The 22834-nt window shown below is 41.9% G+C and carries 24 protein-coding genes and 1 pseudogene; 4 read left to right on the plus strand and 21 right to left on the minus strand.

Annotated elements, in window-relative coordinates; translation table 11 throughout:
• Nucleotides 1–42: 42 nt before the first annotated feature.
• The 7 genes from hscB to trmJ form a co-directional block, all read right to left on the minus strand.
• A complete protein-coding gene (hscB, locus tag HQQ94_RS15510) occupies nt 43–567 on the minus strand; it encodes a co-chaperone HscB (protein WP_173295268.1) in 525 nt (174 codons plus the stop codon).
• A 19-nt stretch (nt 568–586) separates the two neighbouring features.
• Entirely contained in the window at nt 587–910 is a 324-nt protein-coding gene (iscA, locus tag HQQ94_RS15515) for an iron-sulfur cluster assembly protein IscA (protein ID WP_173295269.1), read from the minus strand.
• A gap of 14 nt (nt 911–924) precedes the next feature.
• Entirely contained in the window at nt 925–1308 is a 384-nt protein-coding gene (gene iscU / locus HQQ94_RS15520; RefSeq protein ID WP_173295270.1) for a Fe-S cluster assembly scaffold IscU, read from the minus strand.
• A 36-nt stretch (nt 1309–1344) separates the two neighbouring features.
• Complete coding sequence (locus HQQ94_RS15525) at nt 1345–2559, minus strand: IscS subfamily cysteine desulfurase (RefSeq protein WP_173295271.1); 1215 nt, start codon at nt 2557–2559, stop codon at nt 1345–1347.
• 77 nt (nt 2560–2636) lie between these two features.
• Complete coding sequence (gene iscR, locus HQQ94_RS15530; protein ID WP_173295272.1) at nt 2637–3098, minus strand: Fe-S cluster assembly transcriptional regulator IscR; 462 nt, start codon at nt 3096–3098, stop codon at nt 2637–2639.
• A gap of 116 nt (nt 3099–3214) precedes the next feature.
• The gene (gene cysE, locus HQQ94_RS15535) at nt 3215–4036 is read right to left on the minus strand and encodes a serine O-acetyltransferase (RefSeq protein WP_173295273.1); all 822 of its coding nucleotides are present in this window, start codon (nt 4034–4036) and stop codon (nt 3215–3217) included.
• Between the two features lie 13 nt (nt 4037–4049).
• Complete coding sequence (gene trmJ, locus HQQ94_RS15540) at nt 4050–4814, minus strand: tRNA (cytosine(32)/uridine(32)-2'-O)-methyltransferase TrmJ (RefSeq protein WP_173295274.1); 765 nt, start codon at nt 4812–4814, stop codon at nt 4050–4052.
• Nucleotides 4815–5028: 214 nt separating this feature from the next.
• On the opposite strand from trmJ, the gene suhB reads away from it, so the two are divergent.
• Together suhB and HQQ94_RS15550 are read left to right on the plus strand one after the other, a co-directional pair.
• Nucleotides 5029–5832, plus strand: coding sequence for an inositol-1-monophosphatase (gene suhB / locus HQQ94_RS15545; RefSeq protein ID WP_173295275.1), 804 nt, complete (start codon nt 5029–5031; stop codon nt 5830–5832).
• A gap of 163 nt (nt 5833–5995) precedes the next feature.
• Nucleotides 5996–6292 carry a PilZ domain-containing protein gene (locus HQQ94_RS15550; RefSeq protein WP_173295276.1) on the plus strand — a complete coding sequence of 99 codons (297 nt, stop codon included), beginning with the start codon at nt 5996–5998 and terminating at the stop codon, nt 6290–6292.
• A gap of 65 nt (nt 6293–6357) precedes the next feature.
• Here the strand turns inward: HQQ94_RS15550 and HQQ94_RS15555 are convergent, their stop codons facing one another.
• From HQQ94_RS15555 to queA, 10 genes and pseudogenes are all read right to left on the minus strand, one after another.
• The gene (locus tag HQQ94_RS15555) at nt 6358–6897 is read right to left on the minus strand and encodes a YaeQ family protein (protein ID WP_173295277.1); all 540 of its coding nucleotides are present in this window, start codon (nt 6895–6897) and stop codon (nt 6358–6360) included.
• Nucleotides 6898–7074: 177 nt separating this feature from the next.
• Nucleotides 7075–7986: a bifunctional precorrin-2 dehydrogenase/sirohydrochlorin ferrochelatase gene (locus HQQ94_RS15560; RefSeq protein ID WP_173295278.1), complete on the minus strand. Its 912-nt coding sequence runs from the start codon at nt 7984–7986 to the stop codon at nt 7075–7077.
• Nucleotides 7987–8055: 69 nt separating this feature from the next.
• Nucleotides 8056–8366: pseudogene (locus HQQ94_RS15565) on the minus strand (putative signal transducing protein).
• A gap of 594 nt (nt 8367–8960) precedes the next feature.
• Nucleotides 8961–9266: a hypothetical protein gene (locus HQQ94_RS15570; RefSeq protein ID WP_173295279.1), complete on the minus strand. Its 306-nt coding sequence runs from the start codon at nt 9264–9266 to the stop codon at nt 8961–8963.
• Complete coding sequence (locus tag HQQ94_RS15575) at nt 9256–10467, minus strand: HD domain-containing protein (RefSeq protein WP_173295280.1); 1212 nt, start codon at nt 10465–10467, stop codon at nt 9256–9258. Before HQQ94_RS15575 ends, HQQ94_RS15570 begins: the two co-directional genes overlap by 11 nt.
• A 485-nt stretch (nt 10468–10952) precedes the next feature.
• A complete protein-coding gene (gene secF, locus HQQ94_RS15580) occupies nt 10953–11897 on the minus strand; it encodes a protein translocase subunit SecF (protein ID WP_173295281.1) in 945 nt (314 codons plus the stop codon).
• A 12-nt stretch (nt 11898–11909) separates the two neighbouring features.
• Nucleotides 11910–13751 carry a protein translocase subunit SecD gene (gene secD / locus HQQ94_RS15585; RefSeq protein WP_173295282.1) on the minus strand — a complete coding sequence of 614 codons (1842 nt, stop codon included), beginning with the start codon at nt 13749–13751 and terminating at the stop codon, nt 11910–11912.
• A 17-nt stretch (nt 13752–13768) separates the two neighbouring features.
• Nucleotides 13769–14101, minus strand: a complete 333-nt coding sequence (gene yajC / locus HQQ94_RS15590) for a preprotein translocase subunit YajC (protein ID WP_173295283.1) — start codon at nt 14099–14101, stop codon at nt 13769–13771.
• Nucleotides 14102–14139: 38 nt separating this feature from the next.
• The gene (gene tgt, locus HQQ94_RS15595; RefSeq protein ID WP_173295284.1) at nt 14140–15264 is read right to left on the minus strand and encodes a tRNA guanosine(34) transglycosylase Tgt; all 1125 of its coding nucleotides are present in this window, start codon (nt 15262–15264) and stop codon (nt 14140–14142) included.
• A 171-nt stretch (nt 15265–15435) separates the two neighbouring features.
• Nucleotides 15436–16473, minus strand: a complete 1038-nt coding sequence (queA, locus tag HQQ94_RS15600; protein ID WP_173295285.1) for a tRNA preQ1(34) S-adenosylmethionine ribosyltransferase-isomerase QueA — start codon at nt 16471–16473, stop codon at nt 15436–15438.
• 203 nt (nt 16474–16676) lie between these two features.
• Between queA and HQQ94_RS15605 the strand changes: the two genes are divergently transcribed.
• Nucleotides 16677–17291, plus strand: coding sequence for an ACP phosphodiesterase (locus HQQ94_RS15605; RefSeq protein ID WP_173296674.1), 615 nt, complete (start codon nt 16677–16679; stop codon nt 17289–17291).
• A gap of 96 nt (nt 17292–17387) precedes the next feature.
• Nucleotides 17388–18044, plus strand: coding sequence for an RluA family pseudouridine synthase (locus HQQ94_RS15610; protein WP_173295286.1), 657 nt, complete (start codon nt 17388–17390; stop codon nt 18042–18044).
• A gap of 230 nt (nt 18045–18274) precedes the next feature.
• Here the strand turns inward: HQQ94_RS15610 and sstT are convergent, their stop codons facing one another.
• The 4 genes from sstT to HQQ94_RS15630 form a co-directional block, all read right to left on the minus strand.
• The gene (gene sstT / locus HQQ94_RS15615) at nt 18275–19498 is read right to left on the minus strand and encodes a serine/threonine transporter SstT (RefSeq protein WP_173295287.1); all 1224 of its coding nucleotides are present in this window, start codon (nt 19496–19498) and stop codon (nt 18275–18277) included.
• Between the two features lie 185 nt (nt 19499–19683).
• Complete coding sequence (locus HQQ94_RS15620) at nt 19684–20577, minus strand: chemotaxis protein (RefSeq protein ID WP_173295288.1); 894 nt, start codon at nt 20575–20577, stop codon at nt 19684–19686.
• Between the two features lie 212 nt (nt 20578–20789).
• Nucleotides 20790–21260: a dual specificity protein phosphatase family protein gene (locus HQQ94_RS15625; RefSeq protein ID WP_173295289.1), complete on the minus strand. Its 471-nt coding sequence runs from the start codon at nt 21258–21260 to the stop codon at nt 20790–20792.
• Nucleotides 21261–21417: 157 nt separating this feature from the next.
• Complete coding sequence (locus HQQ94_RS15630; RefSeq protein ID WP_173295290.1) at nt 21418–22716, minus strand: DEAD/DEAH box helicase; 1299 nt, start codon at nt 22714–22716, stop codon at nt 21418–21420.
• Nucleotides 22717–22834 lie beyond the last annotated feature (118 nt).

Genomic DNA, 22834 nt, shown 5'->3' on the forward strand with positions numbered 1-22834 from the left:
AAAAGGCTAATCAAAAAATGATTAATACTATGACATGGTTAATTAGTCAAATAACGCATCTTCGATACGTTCAAGCTCAGTGCGTAGCTTCACCATAAATTTAAGCTTACGAACAAGATCGGTGGCTTTACATAAATCATCATCAGAAAGACTAGATAGTAAGTCACTCAACTCTGTTTCGATATGCTTAGCATAGGTACTAAATGATTCATTCAATTGCGAGATACACACATCCACATCCGTGCTGTCAGCAATATCTTCAAGCGCTTCGCGCCATTCTATCTGCTGCATCAAAAACTGAGTATCTTTAATCGTTGTCGACTCATGCCTCATTTCTATACCGTGTAAGCTAAGCATGTATTCCGCCCTTAATAATGGATCCTTTAATGTCGTGAATCCATCGTTAACATGCGCAGCCCGTTGGACTGCAATACGCTTATCTTGCTCACTCGCATTCGCAAACTTGTCGGGATGAACCGTCTTTTGCAGTTCGCGATAGCGTTCTGCAAGTAAGACAGTGTCGATATGATAGGTTGGCGTCAAACTAAACAACTCAAAATAGTTCATGGTTTAATTCTTTAGATTGTTAGACCGTGAAGCTTTCACCACAGCCACACTCCCCTTTTGCATTGGGGTTGTTAAACTGAAAACCTTCATTGAGTCCTTCTTTAACAAAATCTAGCTCAATACCCTGAAGATAAATAAAACTTTTCGCATCGATAATAATGTTCACACCATCAATGTTATAGACTTCATCATCAGCGTTCAAATCATCAACAAATTCTATGATGTAAGCCATCCCAGAACACCCTGATGTTTTGAGCGCTAATCGTAAGCCAATTCCCTTCCCACGGCTATCTAGAAAGCCTTTAACACGTTCAGCAGCAGCGGGGGTCATTGAAATAGCCATGTTAACTCCGAAAATTACTTAGCGTGCTTTGACTTATAATCGTCAATAGCGGCTTTAATTGCATCTTCGGCCAAAATAGAACAGTGAATTTTCACTGGTGGCAATGCAAGCTCTTCTGCAATATCCGTATTTTTAATCTCAGCAGCTTCTTCAATTGTCTTGCCTTTTACCCACTCAGTGACAAGCGAACTTGAGGCTATTGCACTGCCGCAACCGTATGTCTTAAACTTAGCATCTTGGATCACGCCATCTGAGCCAATCTTAAGTTGAAGTTTCATTACATCACCACAAGCTGGTGCACCGACCATACCCGTAACAACTGATGGATCATTTTTATCGAAAGAACCAACATTACGTGGGTTTTCATAGTGATCAAGTACTTTTTCGCTATATGCCATGATACTGCTCCAATATTCTAATGATTAATAAACGGATTAATGGTGCGCCCATTGAACCTGTTCAAGGTCGATACCATCTTTAAACATCTCCCAAAGAGGAGACATCTCGCGTAAACCATCAATCGATTTATTAATTGTTTCAATTGCGTGATCAATTTCTTCTTCGGTTGTAAAACGTCCAATAGAGAATCGAATTGAGCTATGTGCCATCTCATCATTTAAGCCTAGTGCTCGAAGTATGTAGCTAGGCTCCAAACTGGCAGATGTACACGCCGAACCTGATGAAACAGCAAGGTCTTTAAGTGCCATCATCAAAGACTCACCTTCAACAAAGTTGAAACTGACATTCAAATTGCCACAATAACGCTGATTAACATCACCGTTAATATAGGTTTCTTCAATATCTTTAACGCCATTCCATAAACGGTCACGTAAAGCACCAATACGCGTATTATCAGCGTCCATATCAGCTTTCGCTATCGCAGCAGCTTCACCCATACCAACAATCTGATGAGTCGCTAATGTCCCGCTACGCATACCGCGTTCATGTCCACCACCGTGCATTGTCGCTTCAAGGCGAATACGTGGCTTACGGCGAACATATAATGCACCAATGCCTTTCGGTCCATACATTTTGTGAGCTGATATAGAGATCAGATCCACTTTAGTCGATTCAACATCAATGGGGATCTTGCCTGCACTTTGTGCTGCATCAATATGAAAAATAACTTTTTTATTGCGACATAGCTCGCCAATAGCATCAATATCATGAATAACACCAATTTCATTATTCACGTGCATAATACTCACAAGCACAGTATCTTCGCGCATGGCAGCTTCTATCGCAGCTAACGGAACAATACCATTAGCTTCAGGTGCAAGATAAGTAACCTCAAAACCTTCACGCTCAAGCTGGCGACAAGTATCTAATACCGCTTTGTGTTCAGTCTTACTGGTAATAACGTGCTTTCCCTTCTTTTGATAGAAGTGAGCAACACCTTTAATCGCTAAATTATTGGATTCAGTTGCACCAGAAGTGAAGACTATTTCGCGAGGATCTGCGTTAATAAGATCGGCAACTTGATTACGAGCAATATCAACCGCTTCTTCAGCTTGCCAACCGTAACGATGAGAACGCGACGCTGGGTTACCAAAAATGCCGTCCATTGTCATACACTGCATCATTTTTTCTGCAACACGTGGATCAACCGGCGTTGTTGCAGCGTAATCTAAATAGATAGGAAGCTTCATTACACACTCCGTACAGCCTAACCTTCTGTAAAGGTAGAACAAAGTACAAAAAATATTATATAAATAACAAAGTTAACTTATAGTGTTACTCTTTGTTCCTGTTGTATTTCATCTTGTTTTATAGAAATGAACTGCACATCTCTTTTGGTCATCAAGCCCGCAAGACTAATACCATTTAAAAAATCTGAAATCTGTGTACTCAAGTCCCACCAAAGTGAATGAGTAAGACAACGAGACCCATTTTGACAATTTCCGTGCCCCTTACAACGTGTGGCATCAACAGATTCATCGACAGCACGCACAACCATACCTACCGATATCTCACCAGCATCAGCACCTAAACGGTAACCGCCACCAGGCCCTCTGACACTAGAAACCAATCCTTGTTTTCTGAGTTTTGCGAAAAGTTGTTCGAGATAAGAAAGTGAAATGCCTTGACGTTCAGAAATGTCTGCCAATGGGATAGGCCCTGAGCTTGAATGCATGGCAACATCTAACATTGCAGTAACTGCATATCGACCTTTCGATGTAAGTTTCATAGCGACCCAGAGTTCCCAAAAATGCTTAACTGAATTAAAACATACCCGAGTGTTTTAGTCAAGTATTTAACCTAGTGTTTTAGTCAGGTATTACACTCTCATTATTTATCCTGCGATTAGATAATGGGATCAAACTCATCAATGGCTTGCTTTCTTTTTTCGGCTGCGGCTAGTTCAGCATCACTGAAATCATCCACCTCCAATTCAGGAAGCTTATCAGTGCAAACATTTCCACCCATCGTTTGCACTGCTTGACAAACCTCTTGAACCTTAGAATCCATCAAATTCATATGGTCTAACATTTGCCCAATTGCGCTCGCAACAGGATCGGGGTTGTCAGGTGACACAGCATAGGCATCGAAACCATACTTTTTAGCCATTTCACTGCGTCTTTTCGATTGCTCTTTACTGGCATCGTTCGGCGTAGAAACAATGCGAGCAGGGATCCCTACAACCGTACTATTTGTGGGCACATCTTTAACCACCACAGAGTTAGAACCGACCCTAGCCCCATCATGCATGGTTATAGGACCCAAAATTTGTGCACCGGCACCGACAACAACATTGTTTCCTAATGTCGGATGACGTTTACCCGCTTGCCAAGTGGTGCCACCTAATGTCACTCCATGGTAGAGAGTACAATCATCGCCTATTTCTGCCGTTTCACCGATAACGACCCCCATACCATGATCAATAAAAAAACGATGTCCAATTGTGGCCCCAGGATGAATTTCAACCCCTGTTAGCCAACGAGAAAACGTCGATAAGCAACGAGAAAGTAACCACCATTTACGCAACCAAAGCTTATGGCTAACACGATGGATCCATATCGCGTGCATGCCTGGATAGTTCATTAATACTTCTAACGTCCCCCGAGCTGCAGGATCGCGATGATATATTGAGGCTAGATCATCTTTCAGCCTAACGATCACTCCCATTGTTATGCGCTCCTTATGTGTTACTTTTATCTTTTAACGTCATTTTTTTATCAATAGAAGTTAGCATACCACGAAGAATATTCATCTCTTGTTTCTCTAGCCTTGCTCGACTGAACAAACGACGTAATTTCGTCATCACTTGACCAGGGTGTTGCTTAACGATGAAACCAGTATTCAACAACGTCTCTTCGAGGTGACCAAAAAAATTTTCACGCTCTTGTGCAAACGGATACTCATCTACAGGTTCAACATAATCTGCAGGCTTTGCCTTTTCAAAATCCCGTTGAACCTGAGCAAGGTGAGCCACACGCGCTTCATAACAGATAATTTGCACAGCTTGAGCTAAATTCAATGAGGTGTACTCAGGATTAGCAGGGATCGCAACGTGATAATTACACCGCTGTAGTTCCTCATTGGTTAAGCCATTGTTTTCACGACCAAAAACAATAGCCACAGCACCCATTGAAGCTGCAGCGACCAGCTTTTCACCGGCTTCTCTTGGTTCAAGCATAGGCCAATCTAGCGTACGGCTTCTGGCACTGGTTGCTATCACGAGGCTGCAATCGGCAATGGCTTCAGCGACACTGTCTACTCTTACCGCGTGTTTAAGGATATCTGATGCACCCGCCGCCAATGCCACCGAATGGCCATCAGGCTCAACTCGAGGCTCTGCGAGATACAGCGTAGAAAGCCCCATGGTTTTCATTGCACGGGCCGTGGAACCTATGTTCCCAGGATGAGATGTACCAACGAGTACGACGCGAATATTGCTTAACATGAAACTACTTAATTTTGATAACGGAACACATAACAGAATATTATCACAGCCATGTGGGAAATTTTAATATTAATGTGAGTATTTCCCACGCCCTCTTATCAAATGTACACATATTCCCCAAGGAGCAGTGTTAAGTATCACTTGCTTTCAAGGGGTGATTAGGTACAATGCGCCCGATTATTTATATCTGTTCTTTAACATCCAGGGGATTGTAATGCATCCGATGCAGACTATTGCCGTGCGCGCAGCCCGCGCAGCCGGCCAAACGATTATACGTGCTTTCGCTGAACTCGATAAAGTCGAAGTGACAGCAAAAGGGATGAATGACTACGTGACTAACGTAGACATTGAGGCTGAAGCTGCCATTACTTATCAAATCCGTAAATCTTACCCAGATCACACCATAGTCGGTGAAGAAAATGGTGAGAATAAAGGCGCAAATAAAGATTACGTTTGGATTATTGACCCACTGGATGGCACTAACAATTTTGTTAGAGGCATTCCTCATTTTGCCGTTTCGATTGCACTGCAATATAAAGGTAAAACAGAAGTCGCTGTTGTATACGATCCTATCCGCGATGAATTGTTTTCAGCCATTCATGGTAAAGGCGCTAAATTCAACGATTATCGCATGCGTGTCTCTAAAAGAAACGAGCTTAACGAAACGATTATCGCCACCGGTTTTCCATTCAAAAATAAGCAACATTCTGACACTTATCTTAATATTTTTGGTGAACTGTTCACCCAATGTGCTGACTTACGCCGTGCAGGCTCTGCAGCGCTTGATCTTGCCTATGTCGCTGCAGGTCGCGTTGATGGTTTCTTCGAAATAGGCCTTAAGCCTTGGGATATTGCTGCTGGCGATCTTCTCGTGCGCGAAGCCGGTGGCACAGTGACTGATTTTACTGGTAACCACAATTATTTAAAATCTGGCAACATCATTGCCGGTACCCCTAAAGTCACCTCTGCAATCGTGAAAACAGCACGTCCATTGTTGAGTGAAGCACTAAAACGTTAATGAGTGTCAAACAGATATAATAAATAGTGTCATAGAAGCCATCTTGTACAAGATGGCTTTTTTATGGCTAAATGATGCCACCTAACATATCAAAATGAGTACACTAGCTGCAAAACATGCTATTTTTAAAAAGTTAATTGTAAAACTTTAAAAGGGAAGTGTCATGACAGAAAACGATGAACGACGTAGCTCCCTCAGAGTTGATATGCAAGCAAATAAAATTGAAATTGCTTGGCTCGATGAAAGTCAAAGTCATCAAAGCACTGAAGCTACCTGCATCGACCTCGCCAGACATGGCATTTTATTCGAACACACAGATAACTTTACAGTAAGCTCGCTTATTGACATTACATTTAACCCTGATAACGACAAAAGGCACACCGTTAAAGGGCAAATTTGTCGCAGTAACAACGTCGGTAACATGTTCCACATTGCCGTACAGCTCATCAATATCAATTAAATTTTACACCCATTTATCATGATGTTGTTAACCATGACTCTTGCTGTTTAACGGCAATAATGACTTTATTCTTTTAAACACTCAGGCTCAATGAGCACGCTGGCATCATCATTGGATAGCCACACTTGCCCTTCGCTAATATTGTATTGTAATTTCATGCTTCTGCTCACCAGTTCTCCCATCTCTTTAACCGCGCCTTCTGGGATATTCCACACCTTAAGATTTTGATAGCGATTAAAGTGTTGTTCATTCTGTTGCCACCAAATAGGGACACTACGGCCACCATAGGTAAATAACTGAACCTGCTTGGCACGGCCACACGCCTTTCTTATCCATTTTTCATCACTTTGGCCAAAATCTATCCAAAGATCTATATCACCAATGAGTGACTTTTCCCATAACTCAGGCTCATCTTCAACACACATCCCTTTACTGAATTCCAAGGTGTCACTGGCATTCATTGCAAATGCCAACAAACGAAGCATCATTCTCGAGTCGGTTTCCGACGGATGCTGAGCAAGAGTCACATGATGATCTTGGTAATAACCGCGATCAATATCTGCTATCTGTAAATTGACTTTATAAACCGTAGCTTTAGTTGCCATAACTGCTTTTATCTATACATTATTAGCGCCAGTGTACCCTAAAAAACCATCAAGTATACCTTTGATAAACACATCCCCCCCTCATCCCCCTCATTAATGTTCAATAATGAAGGAGATCACACGTACTTCACATTTTACTGTCACGATTTGTCACTATATGACGAGAAAAGTCGCCAATTAAAGTGAACCAGCCGTTAAGTATTTGGCCATAGGCAAGTCAGCTTTTAGCTGTAAAATAGTCTCTTTATCTGCATAAATAAGATTGCGCGCGCCTTTCTCAAGAAGGACAGTTAAATCACTCGTCGCTGTCAAAGCGGATCGAGTGGCATCTCGCCTAACCAGTTCATTGAGTGCTAAAGGTAATGTTTGATCAGCAAAAATGTGATCCAACTTCTGCAATAAAGGCATCGCCGCGATGGGTAATAAGGTGATCGGCGTCTTATCATCAATCAATAAAATGTCACCGTCACTGATAAGATTTAAAAATGAATCTTCGTAGCATTGCGCTGTGTTATCATCAAATTTATCGCCATTAGCCTTAAAAAAATGCTCCCAAAAAAGTTTTCGCTCCTTAAATGACACTAATCTCTGTTGCACTTCTTTGCGCCGCTCGGCCACAAAATCAAACAAACTCGTCAATGAATAAGGCAGCCAAGACTCTAAACGCGACCGTAACTCTCGGGCAAATATCGGCGCAGCACCGCCAGTACTGATCGCAATTTGCAATCGTCCTCGGTCGATAATCGAAGGGGTAATGAAACGACAAAGCTCAGGACTATCGACAACATTCACCCAGCGACCTTGAGCTGTGGCTAAATGCGCCAAACGTGCATTTAACGCCTCATTGGCCGTCGCTAAATAAATCAGATCGACATTTTCAATATCCTCATCAGCCACGGCCCGCTGAAGCAGCGTAATACGTTTACTGTCCGCATACGCTTGTATGTCTGGGGCAACATCAATAGCAATGACGCATATGTTCGCCTGCGTTCTGCTCAATAACTCTAGCTTTCGACTCGCGACGTCACCCGCACCAATCAAGAGTACGTTTAATTGTGTTGTATCCACGAATAAAGGAAAATATTGCACTACACATGCTCCGTAATTAACTCAATAGAAGCTCATTATATAATGACCTGCATAGCAATACACCCGCGACTAAAGACACTTTTCAGTACTGCATTGCCAGCAAACCTCAAAACTGCCTTCATTTATTTCATGACATTGAGGACATTGCCATTGGGGGCCTGCAGTATTGAGTGACTCAAGTTGTGCTTTCGCCTGCGCATATTGTGACGCTGGCACCCATAACTCAACATTGTGTAAGCTTGTCGGCAGCTCACCAATCCCACCTAATAGCACTTCACCTTTCAATTGTACCTTATACCCAAGCCACTTCAAGATGCTCGTTTCCAAGTGTGGGCCTCAAGCAGATCCCCACCCGCGACCATGCGATCACATTCTTGCATCTTGACTCCGTAATATTGCCAGCTTATTTATCACTTACCTCTCAGTAACGAGAGCCCAATCAATATCCTAATGCGAAATAGGCAAACCTGTCGAGCCCTAAAAACCACAATGCCAACGAATAAGACAATGGATAAGGCAATGAATAAGACAATAGAGTGGGGCTACCCCACTGCTGACACCGAGGAAATAGGCTCAGGCAGTAAACAGTGATGACACAGGAGGGAAATAGACTCAGGCAGTAAACAATGATGACACAGGGGGAAATAGACTCAGGCAGTAAACAGTGATGACACACAAGGGAAATAGGCTCAGGCAGTAAACAGTGATGACCGCAACGTTGCCAGCATAGCAAGGTCGGTGTTTTTCAAGGTATTTGTTGAGCATGTTAGCGCTTAAAGAGAGCTTAAACGGAAAGTGAACGCTTCACAGCGTATGATTATGACCTGTCACAAGGTGATTATTCTCTATAAAATAAGAGCTGAGACAAGGTTATACGCGCAGAGAAAAAGGGAGAGAAGCAGGCATAAAAACCGTACTCGTTAACGGGTACGGTTTGGGATTAATTTTATAGGTATTAACAATAAAAGCTGATTTTATTTAATCCACTTTGCAACAAATTTATTTTCCGCAAGTTTAATATCGTTAATGATACTTTCATTCAACTTAAACTTTTTTTCCTCACAAAGAAAAACTCTTATAATATACTTTATTGATTGATACCTATTAAATACTTCTCCACTTTCTGAAATAAACTTGGCGTCGCCTTTTTCATATTCATCTTTAGTAAATAACTTTATCTTTGTTTTCCCAATACCTTTAAATGGATTAATTGATATTATATCAACACCAAAATCATCTGTATTAAAGCCCGTTATTAAACTTGTCAGCTCATCCTTCAATTTTTTTTACGAAATCTTCATTTTCGGTGTCGTTTATTTCTGCCGAGTCATTATACCTTATAGATTCATAAACCTTTACCCACGGCTTTCTTTCAATCAATCTTTGTAATATTGGGTCAATTCTTTCCTTTGCACTTTCACTTGCCAAATTAGGCAGAGTTTCACGTAAAAAAAAGGCATCGGAGTTATCTATGTAAAACTTTTCAAATATTTCTAAATTATATTCTGGACTATTATTTTTAAATTCAAATAAATCCAAAGTTTTATTTGAATCATTCTTAGGCGGTTTAACTATATTACATGCTGTACTAAACATGGTTGAAAATATTCTATTAGTTTTATGATAATAAACTTGCATAAAAAGGCTCGCTCTTGAGTTTATAAAATCAACTAATGAATCAATACCACTTTCTTTATATGCCAGAAATACTTTATTATTTTCCATTATTGGAATAATAGACATAAATAATCTGTCATAGTCATATACTCCACACTTTACTCCAGCAAAGTAACTATCCCTTAACAAATAATCCATTCTATCAGCATCAAGTGGACAAGAAGATATAATAGATGTGAACAGTGGCAGCATGTCAAACACACTATCATTTACTGTTACATCAATTTTTTTATCTTTATATCCGCTTTCAATCATCTTTATTATGTTATCAATATTTACAAGGTTGGCTTTTTCTGTCGAAATAGTTTTAAATATTATCTTTATTAAAATAATTGAAACGTGCTCATGCGTTATTTTTGAGTCAGTCATATTAAAAACATCATCAAAATCATCTCCTAACGCATCCTTTAAGTATCCTTTTTTGCACATTATACTATCAAAGTCATGGGACATAGGCCCGTGACCAATATCATGTAAAAGTGCTGCCAATCTTAGTTCCTGAATATGTTTTTCGTCGATATCTGTGATACCCTTAAATATATTAACATCTGCAGACTTACATCTATGTGAATTGAGCATTAAGTTTTTAAATATCTCATATGACAAATGCATAACGCCTAGAGAATGTTCAAACCTGCTGTGCATTGCAGACGGAAAGACCTTATATACAAATGTATTTTGTTTTATATTTCTAAGCCTTTGAAATAAAGGGTGATCAATAACATCTACCTCTAATTCACTTAACCTAATAATTCCATGTATAGGATCTACGATTTTTCCAACTAAGCTACTATTAAATTCCATAAATAATCCTTATTAAATATTCATTGCTATCCATTAGTTAGCAAAGTGTAGAACATGAAAGGAACACCATTATAAAAACAAAGTCATAGCAGGTTTTTATTGTATTAATATTGATGTAAATCAATTTCTTAAATTCCCTCTTCTAACTTCCCCTGTAATATCATTTCTCTCGACGAAATCTAACGCTTTAAGCCTGTTATTTATTCACGGAAGCTCACTTAACCGTACCTCCAGCTCTTTGGCGACCATCTTCCTGTCTCTATCATCTATCATCTATCATCTAGGCGCGCTGTTTTTCAAGATAGTCGACCTGTGCTAAAGATAGTCTAGTTTCCGATGGCGGTCTTGTCCGATTCTTATCTGCTACTTATCTGCTCATGTGGGGTCTTGTGTAAGGCAAAGATGCTTAACGCAAGGCATGCAAAAAAATGGCAAAAAAAAAGCCACCCGGAGGTGGCTTTTCATTAGCATCTTCTATTCACGTGTTAAGTTAACGCTTCTTGATCTGCGCCCTCTTTTTCAATCTCAACTGGCATCATGTGCTCACGATTAATGCCGAGCTTAATCGCCAAAAAGCTTGCCACATAAATTGATGAGAAGGTACCGACAAATATCCCCATTAATAAGGCTGTCGCAAAACCATGGATCATGGTGCCGCCCTTAAGGAATAATGCGATGACAACGATTAACGTGGTGCCTGTGGTGATAATCGTGCGGCTCAAGGTTTGAGTAATTGAGGTGTTGACTATCTCTTCAGGCTCGCCCTTGCGCATCTTAAGGAAATTTTCTCGGATACGGTCAAATACTACTATCGTATCATTAAGGGAATAACCCACGACCGTCAATACACCCGCTAGCACGGTTAAATCAAAGTCTAATTGGAATAAAGAAAACACCCCTAATGTAATGATCACATCATGGGCCAATGCCGCAACAGAGCCAACCGCTAAACGCCATTCGAACCGGAACGAGACATAGATAAGAATACAGATAAGCGCGACTAATACAGCTAATCCCCCTTGCTCTGCCAATTCTTTGCCTATTTGTGGGCCAACCACTTCAACTCGTTTTTGAATCACTTGTGGGTCCAGTGCTGTGGCAGCCTCCATGACCTGAGCCACTTGAATGTCAGTCGCCACTGCGGCTTTAACAGGCAGACGCGTTAAAATATCGCGACTAGAACCAAAGTTCTGCACCACTGCCCCATCCGTTTCTTCACTGGTTAATTTCGCACGCAGCGTCTCTAAATCAATGGGGTTAGAAAATTCTAATTCAACAACCGTACCGCCGGTAAAATCCAGCCCCCAATTGATCCCTTTGGTGGCAAGCGAGATCAGAGAGCCACTGACCAATACCAAAGAGAGCATACTGATTGGCACAGCATGACGAAGGAAGTTGATCGTGCCTTTTATTGATAAAATCTGAAACATAATCGAGCCTCCTTATATGGACAGTTTATTAACGCGTTTACCACCCCAAATAGCGTTAACTATTGAGCGAGTCCCCACGATAGAGGTAAACATAGACGTCGCAATGCCTATCATCAGTGTGACAGCAAAACCTTTCACCGCACCCGTGCCCACAGCAAATAAGATAAGTGCGGTCATAAACGTGGTGATGTTGGCATCGGCAATCGTCGAAAACGCATTGCCATAACCTTCATGAATGGCTTGTTGGACACTGCGACCGTTACGTAGCTCTTCACGAATACGCTCGTAGATGAGTACGTTGCCATCAACAGCCATACCGACGGTCAATACCATACCTGCAATACCTGGTAGCGTCAGAACAGCGCCGGGGATCATTGACATCACGCCAACAACCATCACAAGGTTAGCCGTAAGGGCTAAATTGGCAATGAGACCAAAACCTCGGTAATACACCAGCATGAACAGCAATACTACCGCCATTCCCCAGATCATGGCTTGCACGCCATTTTGGATATTCTCAGCCCCTAAACTCGGACCAATTGTGCGTTCTTCTACTATCGTCACAGGGGCAATTAACGCACCGGCACGCAGTAATAAAGCTAAGTTCTGTGCTTCGGCATGTTCAAGGCCTGTGATCACAAAGTTACGACCAAGGCGTGCTTGGATGGTCGCCACCGAGATCACTTCTTCAATTTTTTTCATCTTGATGCTGCCATCAGGATTTTTATCGCCAACATCTTTATACTCAATGAATAAAGTCGCCATTGGGTTACCAATGTTATCCTTAGTCACATTTGAAAAGATAGAACCGCCTTTAGCATCTAAGTTAATGCTTACCTGAGGTCGACTGTATTCATCAAAACTGGGCTGTGCCCCTTGAATATGGTCACCGGTCAACATCACGGCTTTTTGCAATACAACTTGCCCGCCACTGCGTCGATTGTATATCTGCGAGCGAGAAGAAACCCTGCCACTTGATGCATCACCATTATCATCGACCATGTGAAACTCAATTGACGCAGTAGCCCCTAAAATATCTTTAGCGCGAGCCGTGTCTTGAACACCGGGTAACTCAACAATAATACGTTCTGCACCTTGGCGCTGAACCACAGGCTCTGCAACACCTAGCTCATTGACACGATTTCGCAGCGTGGTGATGTTTTGCTGCAATGCTTCTTCTTTGACTTGCTTAATGTAATCGTCACTGAGATTTGCTATAAGCAAGTGACGCTCGCCTGATGAGGCATCTTTAAATACCATATCATTGCCGCGTGTCTTTAAAAAACGTTCGGCTTTGGCTAAGTTGTCAGCATCGCGAAACTTGATCTCAATCCCTTTGTCGCTATTGGTTATTCCGGAATACCGAATTTTTTCAGCACGAAGATCTGTTCTAAAATCTGACATTTTCGCTTCTGTCATCTTATGAACGGCTTCACCCATGTCCACTTCCATTAAGAAATGCACACCACCACGAAGATCCAACCCTAACTTCATTGGACTGCCGCCCATTGACGCTAGCCAATCAGGTGTATCTGGCGCTAAATTTAACGCGACGATGTATTTATCACCTAGGGATTCGACAATCGCTTCTTTCGCTAACAGTTGTTCTTCACTATTAGCAACACGCACCAATAATTGACCATTTTCAAGTTCAGAACGGGTCACTGTGATATTTTTACTGGCTAAAATGTCGTTAACTGTCGACTGTGTCTTAGCTGTCACCTCAGCGCCTCGGCTAGCCACGACCTGAACAGCGTAGTCTTCCCCGAAGAGGTTTGGGATCGCATAGAAAAAACCCACAGCGATGATCATCACCACCATTAAGTTCTTCCACATTGGATATTTATTTAACACACCATCGCCCTCTTGGCTTAAAGTGACTTAATAGAGCCTTTTGGCAATACGGCCGCTATGTAATCCTTTTTGATTGTGATTTCAGTCGCTTCATTAAGCGATAACAACACGTAGTCGTTTTCTTCGTTAATTTTAGCTATTTTACCCAAAATACCACCAGTCGTGAGGACTTCATCGCCCTTGCCCAAAGAACCCATGAGGTTTTTATGCTCTTTCACACGCTTTGATTGTGGGCGAAATATCATGAAGTAAAAAATAAGCCCAAATATCGCCAGCATGAAAACAAGTTCCATGGTACCGCCGGCGCCGGTTGCAGAAGCGTCTGCTGCGTATGCATTTGAAATTAACATAGTGTTCTCTTCTTATTGTCAGTGTAAAATTAATTGATTTATTCTGGCACTTCAGGGACTTCTCGTCCTTGGCTAGTATAGAATTCCTTAACAAAGGCCTCTAATGTACCTGTCTCGATGGCGCCACGCAAACCTTCCATCAATCTTTGGTAGTACCTAAGATTGTGAATGGTGTTTAAACGAGCACCCAAAATTTCATTACAGCGATCTAAGTGGTAAAGGTATGCCCTTGAGTAATGCTTACAGGTATAACAATCACACTTTTCATCAAGTGTGGCGGTGTCATCACGGTGGCGAGCATTACGTATTTTAATCACCCCTTCACTGGTAAACAGATGACCATTACGGGCATTACGAGTGGGCATAACGCAGTCAAACATGTCGACACCACGTCGAACACCTTCAACTAAATCTTCAGGCTTACCAACTCCCATCAAATAGCGCGGTTTATCGGTTGGGATCTGCGGACATACATGCTCAAGAATGCGATGCATGTCTTCTTTAGGCTCACCGACAGCTAAACCGCCAACCGCATAACCGTCGAAACCGATACTGATGAGCCCTTTAAGGCTTTCGTCACGTAAATCTTCGTACACACCACCTTGAATAATACCAAACAAGGAATTAGGGTTCTCTAGTCTATTGAACTCATCACGTGAACGTTGCGCCCAACGCAATGACATCTGCATCGACTTACGCGCTTCATCTTCGGTGGCAGGGTAAGGTGTGCATTCATCAAAAATCATCACCACATCACTGCCTAATGAATTTTGGATCTGAATCGACTTTTCTGGGTCTAGGAAGATTTTCTCACCATTAATTGGCGAACGGAAATGCACACCAGCTTCGGTTATCTTACGAATATCCCCTAAGCTGAAAACTTGAAATCCACCAGAGTCGGTGAGAATTGGCCGCTGCCAATTCATAAAATCATGTAGATCGCCATGCTTACGCATCACTTCTTCACCTGGGCGAAGCCAAAGGTGAAAGGTGTTACCCAATAAAATGTCGGCGCCAGTTTCACGCACTTCTTCAGGCGTCATGCTTTTCACTGTGCCATACGTGCCAACAGGCATAAATGCGGGGGTTTCCACCGTGCCACGTTCGAACACTAAACGTCCACGTCGGGCACGTCCATCGGTTGTATCTAATTCAAATTGCATTGTATATCCTCGTCAGATAAACAGTCTGACATATATAAGCTCATCACCAACAATGAACCTAAGTAAATACGATAAATAAGGGCAAATAATGATAAATCAACCCTTAAGCTCAAATGGAAGCCAACAGCGACCGCATGAAGTCGCCGAGTATTTTAAACCAAATTGGGTTATTTAGTTGGCTTTTTTAGTCACAAACATGGCATCACCATAGCTAAAAAAGCGGTATTTTTGCTCAATCGCATGTTGATAGGCGTTTTTAACTTCATCAAAGCCTGCAAAAGCACTCAAGAGCATGATCAAGGTTGACTCTGGGAGGTGAAAATTTGTCACCATGGCGTCAACCACTTGGAACTCATAACCGGGGTAAATGAAGATATCTGTATCGCGACAAAATGCGCGAAGTTCACCTTCGCTTGCTTTGGCCGCACTTTCTAAGGAGCGTACCGATGTTGTGCCCACAGCGATAACTCGGCCACCTTGCGCTTTTGTCTGTGCAATTTTATCAACCACCTCTTGAGACACTTCGGCCCATTCAGAATGCATCTTATGATCAAGTATGTTGTCTACTTTAACAGGCTGAAATGTCCCTGCGCCCACATGTAAAGTTACAAAAGCGGTCTCTACACCTTTCTCTTTTAACTGACTTAACAACGCATTATCAAAGTGCAATCCCGCTGTCGGTGCAGCAACCGCCCCGGGGGTTTCATTATAAACGGTTTGATAGCGTTCTTTATCTGCATCTTCATCAGGACGATCGATATAAGGGGGTAAAGGCATATGCCCCACCTCTTCTAACACTTCAAGTATCGTCTTATCATCATTAAGCTCAAGTTCAAATAAGGCATCATGACGAGCCAGCATTGTCATCTGGTAGCCGCCGTCTAAAGACAATTTTGTCTCTACTTTAGGGGATTTTGAACTTCTAACGTGGGCTAATATGCGCTTATTGTCGAGCATGCGTTCAACTAAAATTTCAAGTTTACCGCCCGTTTCCTTTTGCCCAAACAGGCGTGCTGGGATCACTCGAGTGTTATTAAACACCATAAGATCACCTTTATTAACCCTGTCAAGAATATCGGTAAACTGATTATCACCAAGTTCACCACTATTACCATCTAAAGATAATAAGCGAGAGGCAGTACGTTCAGGTGTCGGGTAACGAGCGATCAGCTCATCAGGAAGTGCAAAAGAAAAATCGGTAACGCGCATGGTTAGTCTCTATTTTAACATAAATCGAGCGCTAGTTTATTGGTAGAGCAGCCTAAGATCAACAATCAGTTTATGCTTTACCATCGTCATGCCTATTAACAGCGCCGACTGTTCGTCAATTAATACCAGCAAAAACTCGCTTAGCATCGGGGTGCATGGTATTGTCAGTTGAGTATTTCAAAGATAACATGACCAACAATCCCATGAACTTTCTCGCTCACCTCCATCTCGCTGATAATAGTAAAACCTCGCTAGCTGCTAATTTAGCTGGAGATTTCGCTAAAGGAAATGTTGCCGACTTTCCTAAGCACCTACAACAAGGGATCTGGTTACATAGACAAATAGACCAATTAACGGATAGTCACGAAATAACAAAAGAGTTATTAACAACATTCCCCAGCTCACTCAGAAGGGCTGCACCCATTATCATTGATCTCGCGTTCGACCATATGTTAGCCAAATATTGGGATGAGTATCATAACATGAGTTTAGGGCTATTTTCAGAACGGGCTTATGATGACATTGACGCATGTGAACAACTGCCCAAACAGCTACAGTTAATAGCCCCTAAAATTCGCAGTGAAAATTGGTTAATGGCCTATCAAAACCGAACAGGATTAAATCAAGCCATTGAGTCTGTGGCTAAGCGCATCTCAACACCTGACATATTTAATGGGGCCACTAAAGCGGTTGCCGCCTTAGATACTGAAATAGAGATAGCGTTTAGAACCTTTTATCCTCAACTAATGGCATATAGCCGCATGTGGGCAAAACAAACGCCAACGCAATACCTCGATATCAAAAGTAGGCATAATTAGCACAGCTGGATCGACACAGTCATGCATAAACAGTCTCTATTTTCGATACTAATGAGCACTCAGATTTGCTAATATCACTGGGCAATAGGAGAACTCATGCAAATATTTACATATACCCCACCTTCAATACCTTGGTTAGACATTCGATATCAAGACCGCGACATCATTGTGATTAATAAGCCTTCTGGATTACTTTCAAATCCAGGTCGTGCTGACAATACGTTCGATTGCGCATTAACACGCTTATTGCAGCGCTACCCCGAAGCCATCTTGGTGCACAGGCTCGATTGCGCCACCTCTGGTATCATGGTATTTGCACTTAACAAAAAAGCGGAATCAAATATCAAAACACAATTTCAAAACCGTTTGAGTAAGAAAACCTATATCGCTGAAGTATCTGGACATGTAGAGAAAACACACGATGTGATTGAATTAGCCATAAAACCTAACCATCAATCCCCTCCTTTACAACAAATAGCGGATGATGGAAAACCTTCTAAGACCTATTATAACGTCATTGAACAACGCAAAAGTAGTACCTTAGTTGAGTTAAAACCAGTCACTGGCCGCACTCACCAACTTAGACTGCACATGTTGGCCATTGGTCACCCTATCTTAGGTGATGACTTTTACGGAGATAACGCGGTAATAGCCGCATCTAATAGGCTTTGTCTGCACGCGATGACACTGAGTATCGCTCACCCTTATTCACAAAAAGAATTAACATTTACTAGCTCACATCCTTTTAAGTAATCCTATTACCCGCACATGTTAACGTGTTAGTTCTGTCTATTTCATCTATGTAATGATAATGACTGCCCGTTACATACCCATGTGACTTCAAGAGAAACGTACGTGACGCTAGCAAACGACATAGACTGCCCATGTGTTCTTAATCAAGAGAACTCACTGTCATACAGGCATAAAAAATGCCTAGTACTTTCGGTACTAGGCACTGTTTAATACTGCAAATACTGTATACGTTATGCTTTCCTGCTCTTTTCTGCAGCTTCGCATGCTGCTGCAGTAAATATTACATCCGTTGAGCTATTCAAACCTGTTTCGGCTGAATCTTGAATAACACCGATGATAAACCCAACGGCAACCACTTGCATCGCAATATCATTGGAGATCCCGAACAAGCTACACGCTAATGGGATCAACAAAAGAGATCCGCCAGCGACACCAGATGCTCCACAAGCAGAGACTGCTGCAACAACACTCAGCAGTATCGCCGTAAAAATATCAATCTCTATCCCCATGGTATTCACAGCAGCAAGCGTCAATACAGTAATGGTGATCGCTGCCCCCGCCATATTAATGGTCGCACCCAGTGGAATGGATACTGAATAAGTATCTTCATGCAACTTAAGTTTTTCACACAATGCCATGTTTACTGGAATATTCGCTGCACTAGAACGAGTAAAGAAAGCTGTAATGCCGCTTTCACGGATACAAGTAAGCACTAAAGGATAAGGGTTACGTCTAATTTTAGCATAAACAATCAATGGGTTAACAACAAGAGCAATGATTAGCATGGCCCCGAGCAACACAGCCAAAAGTTGTCCATAACCCGCAATGGCCGCAAAACCCGTTTTCGCAAATGTCGATGCCACTAAGCCGAAAATACCAATAGGGGCTAAACGAATAATGAAACGCACTATCTGCGAAATCCCATGACTCACATCACTAAACACTTGTTTTGTTGTGTCACTGGCGTGATGCAGCGCTAAACCTAAGCCCACAGCCCACGCTAAAATACCAATATAATTCCCTGTCATTAAAGCATTAACGGGATTATCGACAAGTTTGAAAAGTAACGTATTAAGTACTTCTGCGATCCCCTCTGGAGGTGTAGCGCCTTCAGCTCCTGTCGCCAAAACTAAGGTAACCGGAAAAGCAAAGCTGAGCAGTACGGCTACAAGTGCCGCAGCGAATGTACCAAACAAATAAAGCACCACAATTGGACGCATATTGGTCTTAGCATTTTTTTTCTGATTCGCGATTGATGCTGCGACGAGAACAAAGACCAAAATAGGGGCTACTGCCTTTAAGGCGCTAACAAATAAATCACCTAAAAATGCGACGCTTTCGGCAGCACCTTCTGACAAACTGGCTACAACAATGCCAGAAATAATCCCAAATAGGATCTGTAGCACTAAGCTACCATTAGCCACTCTGGCTAACAAAGATTGGTTTTTTTTCATGGAATGACCTGTCACTTTTATATTTATGATTGCTAACAGTCACACTCTATGATTAGAGTGATTACGCTAACCTAGTAGATTAATTTCTTAACAATCACTTGTAACTAAACAGGCATCAAATGTCCAGTATTACGGTGAAAACAACGCTAATCTTTACCTAAATAAAACATTATTCAAACCTTTAACTAACTTTTTTCTTTGCTCTCAGCCCCTCGTAGCATTGCGCTAATCAGCTCATGAGCATCAAACTTCTCTAATGCTTCATTTGCACCAACCTGCTGAGCTTGACTCCCACTAATGGCACTCGATAAAGAAGTATGTAATATAATGTACGTTGAAGACAATGCTGGGGTGTCTTTTACCTCAAATGACAGTTCATAGCCATCTAAACCAGGCATCTCTACATCACTCACTAGGATATCAATCGGTTCATTATTTTCCGCTGCAGCTTTCATTATCGCCAATGCATCGTGACCATCAGAGGTCACTTGATAAGGAATACTGATACTATCAAGTGCATCTGATAGTTGTTTACGTGCCATTTTTGAATCATCGACTAAGAGTATCTTTAATGGCTTGAGCTTCTCGCGCTGCATATCGGTTAAAATTGCACGACTTGTTTCACGACTCGCTGGAAATATTTTTGACAGTAACAACTCAACATCAAGAAGTTGAACTAATTCATCTCCAAGACGTGTCACACCAGTCAGGTAGGCGTTCGAACCTAAGTTATTTGGCGGAGATTCAATGTCTCTCCAATTACACTCTACAATCTTATCAATAGCCCTTACTAGAAAACCTATCACCATGCGTTGGCAATCGGTGACCATAATAAAACTTCGAGCCAATTCTTCCTTATCAAGCTTCTGATAACCTACGGCTGCCGCCATATCAATGACAGGGATTATATTTCCCCGAACATTCGCTGTGCCTAAAATGGTTGGGTGAGAATGAGGGATCGCATTCAAAGGAATATAAGGGACAAGTTCACGAACTTTTAAGGTCCCCATTGCAAACAGCTGCTTTGGAGACAATCGAAAAAGTAACAACCCTTGAGACTGGGTAGCCTTATTCTTCATTAAAATACCAACATGTTATGCTAATCAATATTAGAAGTATAACCTTAAAATAATGAAAAAATATGTCGATATTAAAAAGAAGATTTAATATCGTTTATTATTGATTTAAAGAGAATTACAGCATGAAGTCCTCCTATTACATTTAACTGTAATAGGGGCACGCGATATGACCCCTAATTAGGCCTCAAATCATATTACAAAAGATAATAAACTTATCCCTGAAGTGCATAGAGCACATCAAAAGCAAACTGATCCCAACCTTCAGCGCTGAATGCAATATCTCTCACCGCTCTAACTTGACTCACCGCATGTAATGGTGCGGCGCCATTTTCCATTAAATAATAAGCCATCAAAAGAGCCGTCCTATCCTTGCCTGAACGACAATGGATCAACACAGGTAACGCTTTCGCTTCACAATCACGAATAAAGGCGAGTGCCTTTGGCAATTGTTCAACACATATAGCCAAATCATCTTCTTTTGGCGGAATATTACTGGAAAAAGGAATACATGCATAAACCAGCTGAGCAGCCTCGATTGCGGCTAAATCACAATCTTCACCGCCATTAACCGACAGTAAAGCCCCAATGCCTGAACGTTTAATTTCATTCAGATCCCACAGTTCCTTGTTTGGTCCACTACGACCGGCAATTTTGTTTTCCATTAACCAGAATAGATGCTGCATTATATCTACCTATTTGACACATTAATTAAAATAATTGAAACCTATACCTAAGCCACTTCAAGATGCTCGTTAACCCCCCTAAACTCTGTCACTTCTCGACAAGCTGAATCCTGCATCTTGTGGTCGTTTGGGTATATAAGTTAACAACAGCTGCTGATCACGGTTTTTTACCCCACAAATCTGCATTCGCTTTAGGCAATTTTTTACGTTTTTTCTTTCCCATGCCTTCAGGTGCCGCCATTGATTTACTCTCCCTTGATGGGCAATCCACAGGCGCCTCTGCGTCGGCTTCAAAACCGAGCACTTGTTCACGTTCGAGCGTGAACTTATTCTTTTTCTCAATCAGGTTAAAATGTTGATATTCGTCATGAGAAATCAAAGATAATGCTAAACCCGCTTCACCAGCCCGCCCACTACGGCCAATACGGTGCATATAATCTACTGGGCTTCTCGGTAACTCATAGTTAATGACCACTGGAAGCTTGTCGATATCAATACCGCGAGCTGCAATATCCGTCGCGATGAGCACGCTTATCTCACCATTTTTAAATCCATCGAGAACACGATTTCTAGCCCCCTGAGCTTTATCACCATGAAAAACCTGTGCACTCACTCCTGCTTTAGCTAATTTTTGTTCAAGACGGTTACACGTATTCTTAGCACTGGCAAACACCAATACTTGGCGCCAATGTTGCTCTTTTATCAAATGTGCTAATAACGCTGTTTTACGATTTTTATTAACCGTGTAAACTTGTTGATGTAGAGTACTCTGCTCTTGACTTTGCAGGAGAACCTCTACCGGAGTGGTTAACAGTGCGTCGGTAAGCGCCTTTACCTCTTCAGGAAATGTCGCTGAAAATAGCAAAGTTTGTTTAGATTTGGGTAATAACGCTAAGATTTCACCTAACTCATCAGTAAACCCTAGGCTTAACATGCGATCGGCTTCATCAAGAACCAAATGAGACACCTGCGACAGTGTTATCGCATTGCTCGACAACAGGTCCAATAAACGTCCTGGCGTCGCCACAAGCACGTCAGCACCACCTCGCAGTGCTAACATTTGTGTGTTCGCTGATACACCACCAAACACAGCTTCAACTTTCACTCTCGGCATTAACCCTTGAGCATAACGTTTAAAGCTAGCTGCGATCTGCTGTGCTAATTCTCGAGTCGGCACCAATACTAACGCCCGCACGACATTACCTTTTGAAGTCGACTGGGGATGCATATGTAAAGACTGTAAAAGCGGTAATGCAAACGCAGCCGTTTTACCCGAACCCGTATTTGCACCAGCGAGGAGATCGCCTCCTTTTAACACAAGAGGGATGCATTCAGACTGGATAGGCGTGGGGATTAAGTATTCAAGTTCAGTGACCCGCTTAAGGAGCTCTGGAATGAGTCCTAATGTATCAAAGCGTGCGCTGTTTATTGTTTCACAAGAAAGTGCGTGGGTCATAAATTCGAAAAATTACCGTTAAAAAAATATAGCCATATTCTACGCTAGTTGTATCGCCCTTGCGAGTTTTGCTCATATGATCAACATAAACCATAAGCTCATAAAAGTCAGACATCAT

The sequence above is a fragment of the Shewanella sp. VB17 genome (genome assembly GCF_013248905.1).
Taxonomy (GTDB): domain Bacteria; phylum Pseudomonadota; class Gammaproteobacteria; order Enterobacterales; family Shewanellaceae; genus Shewanella.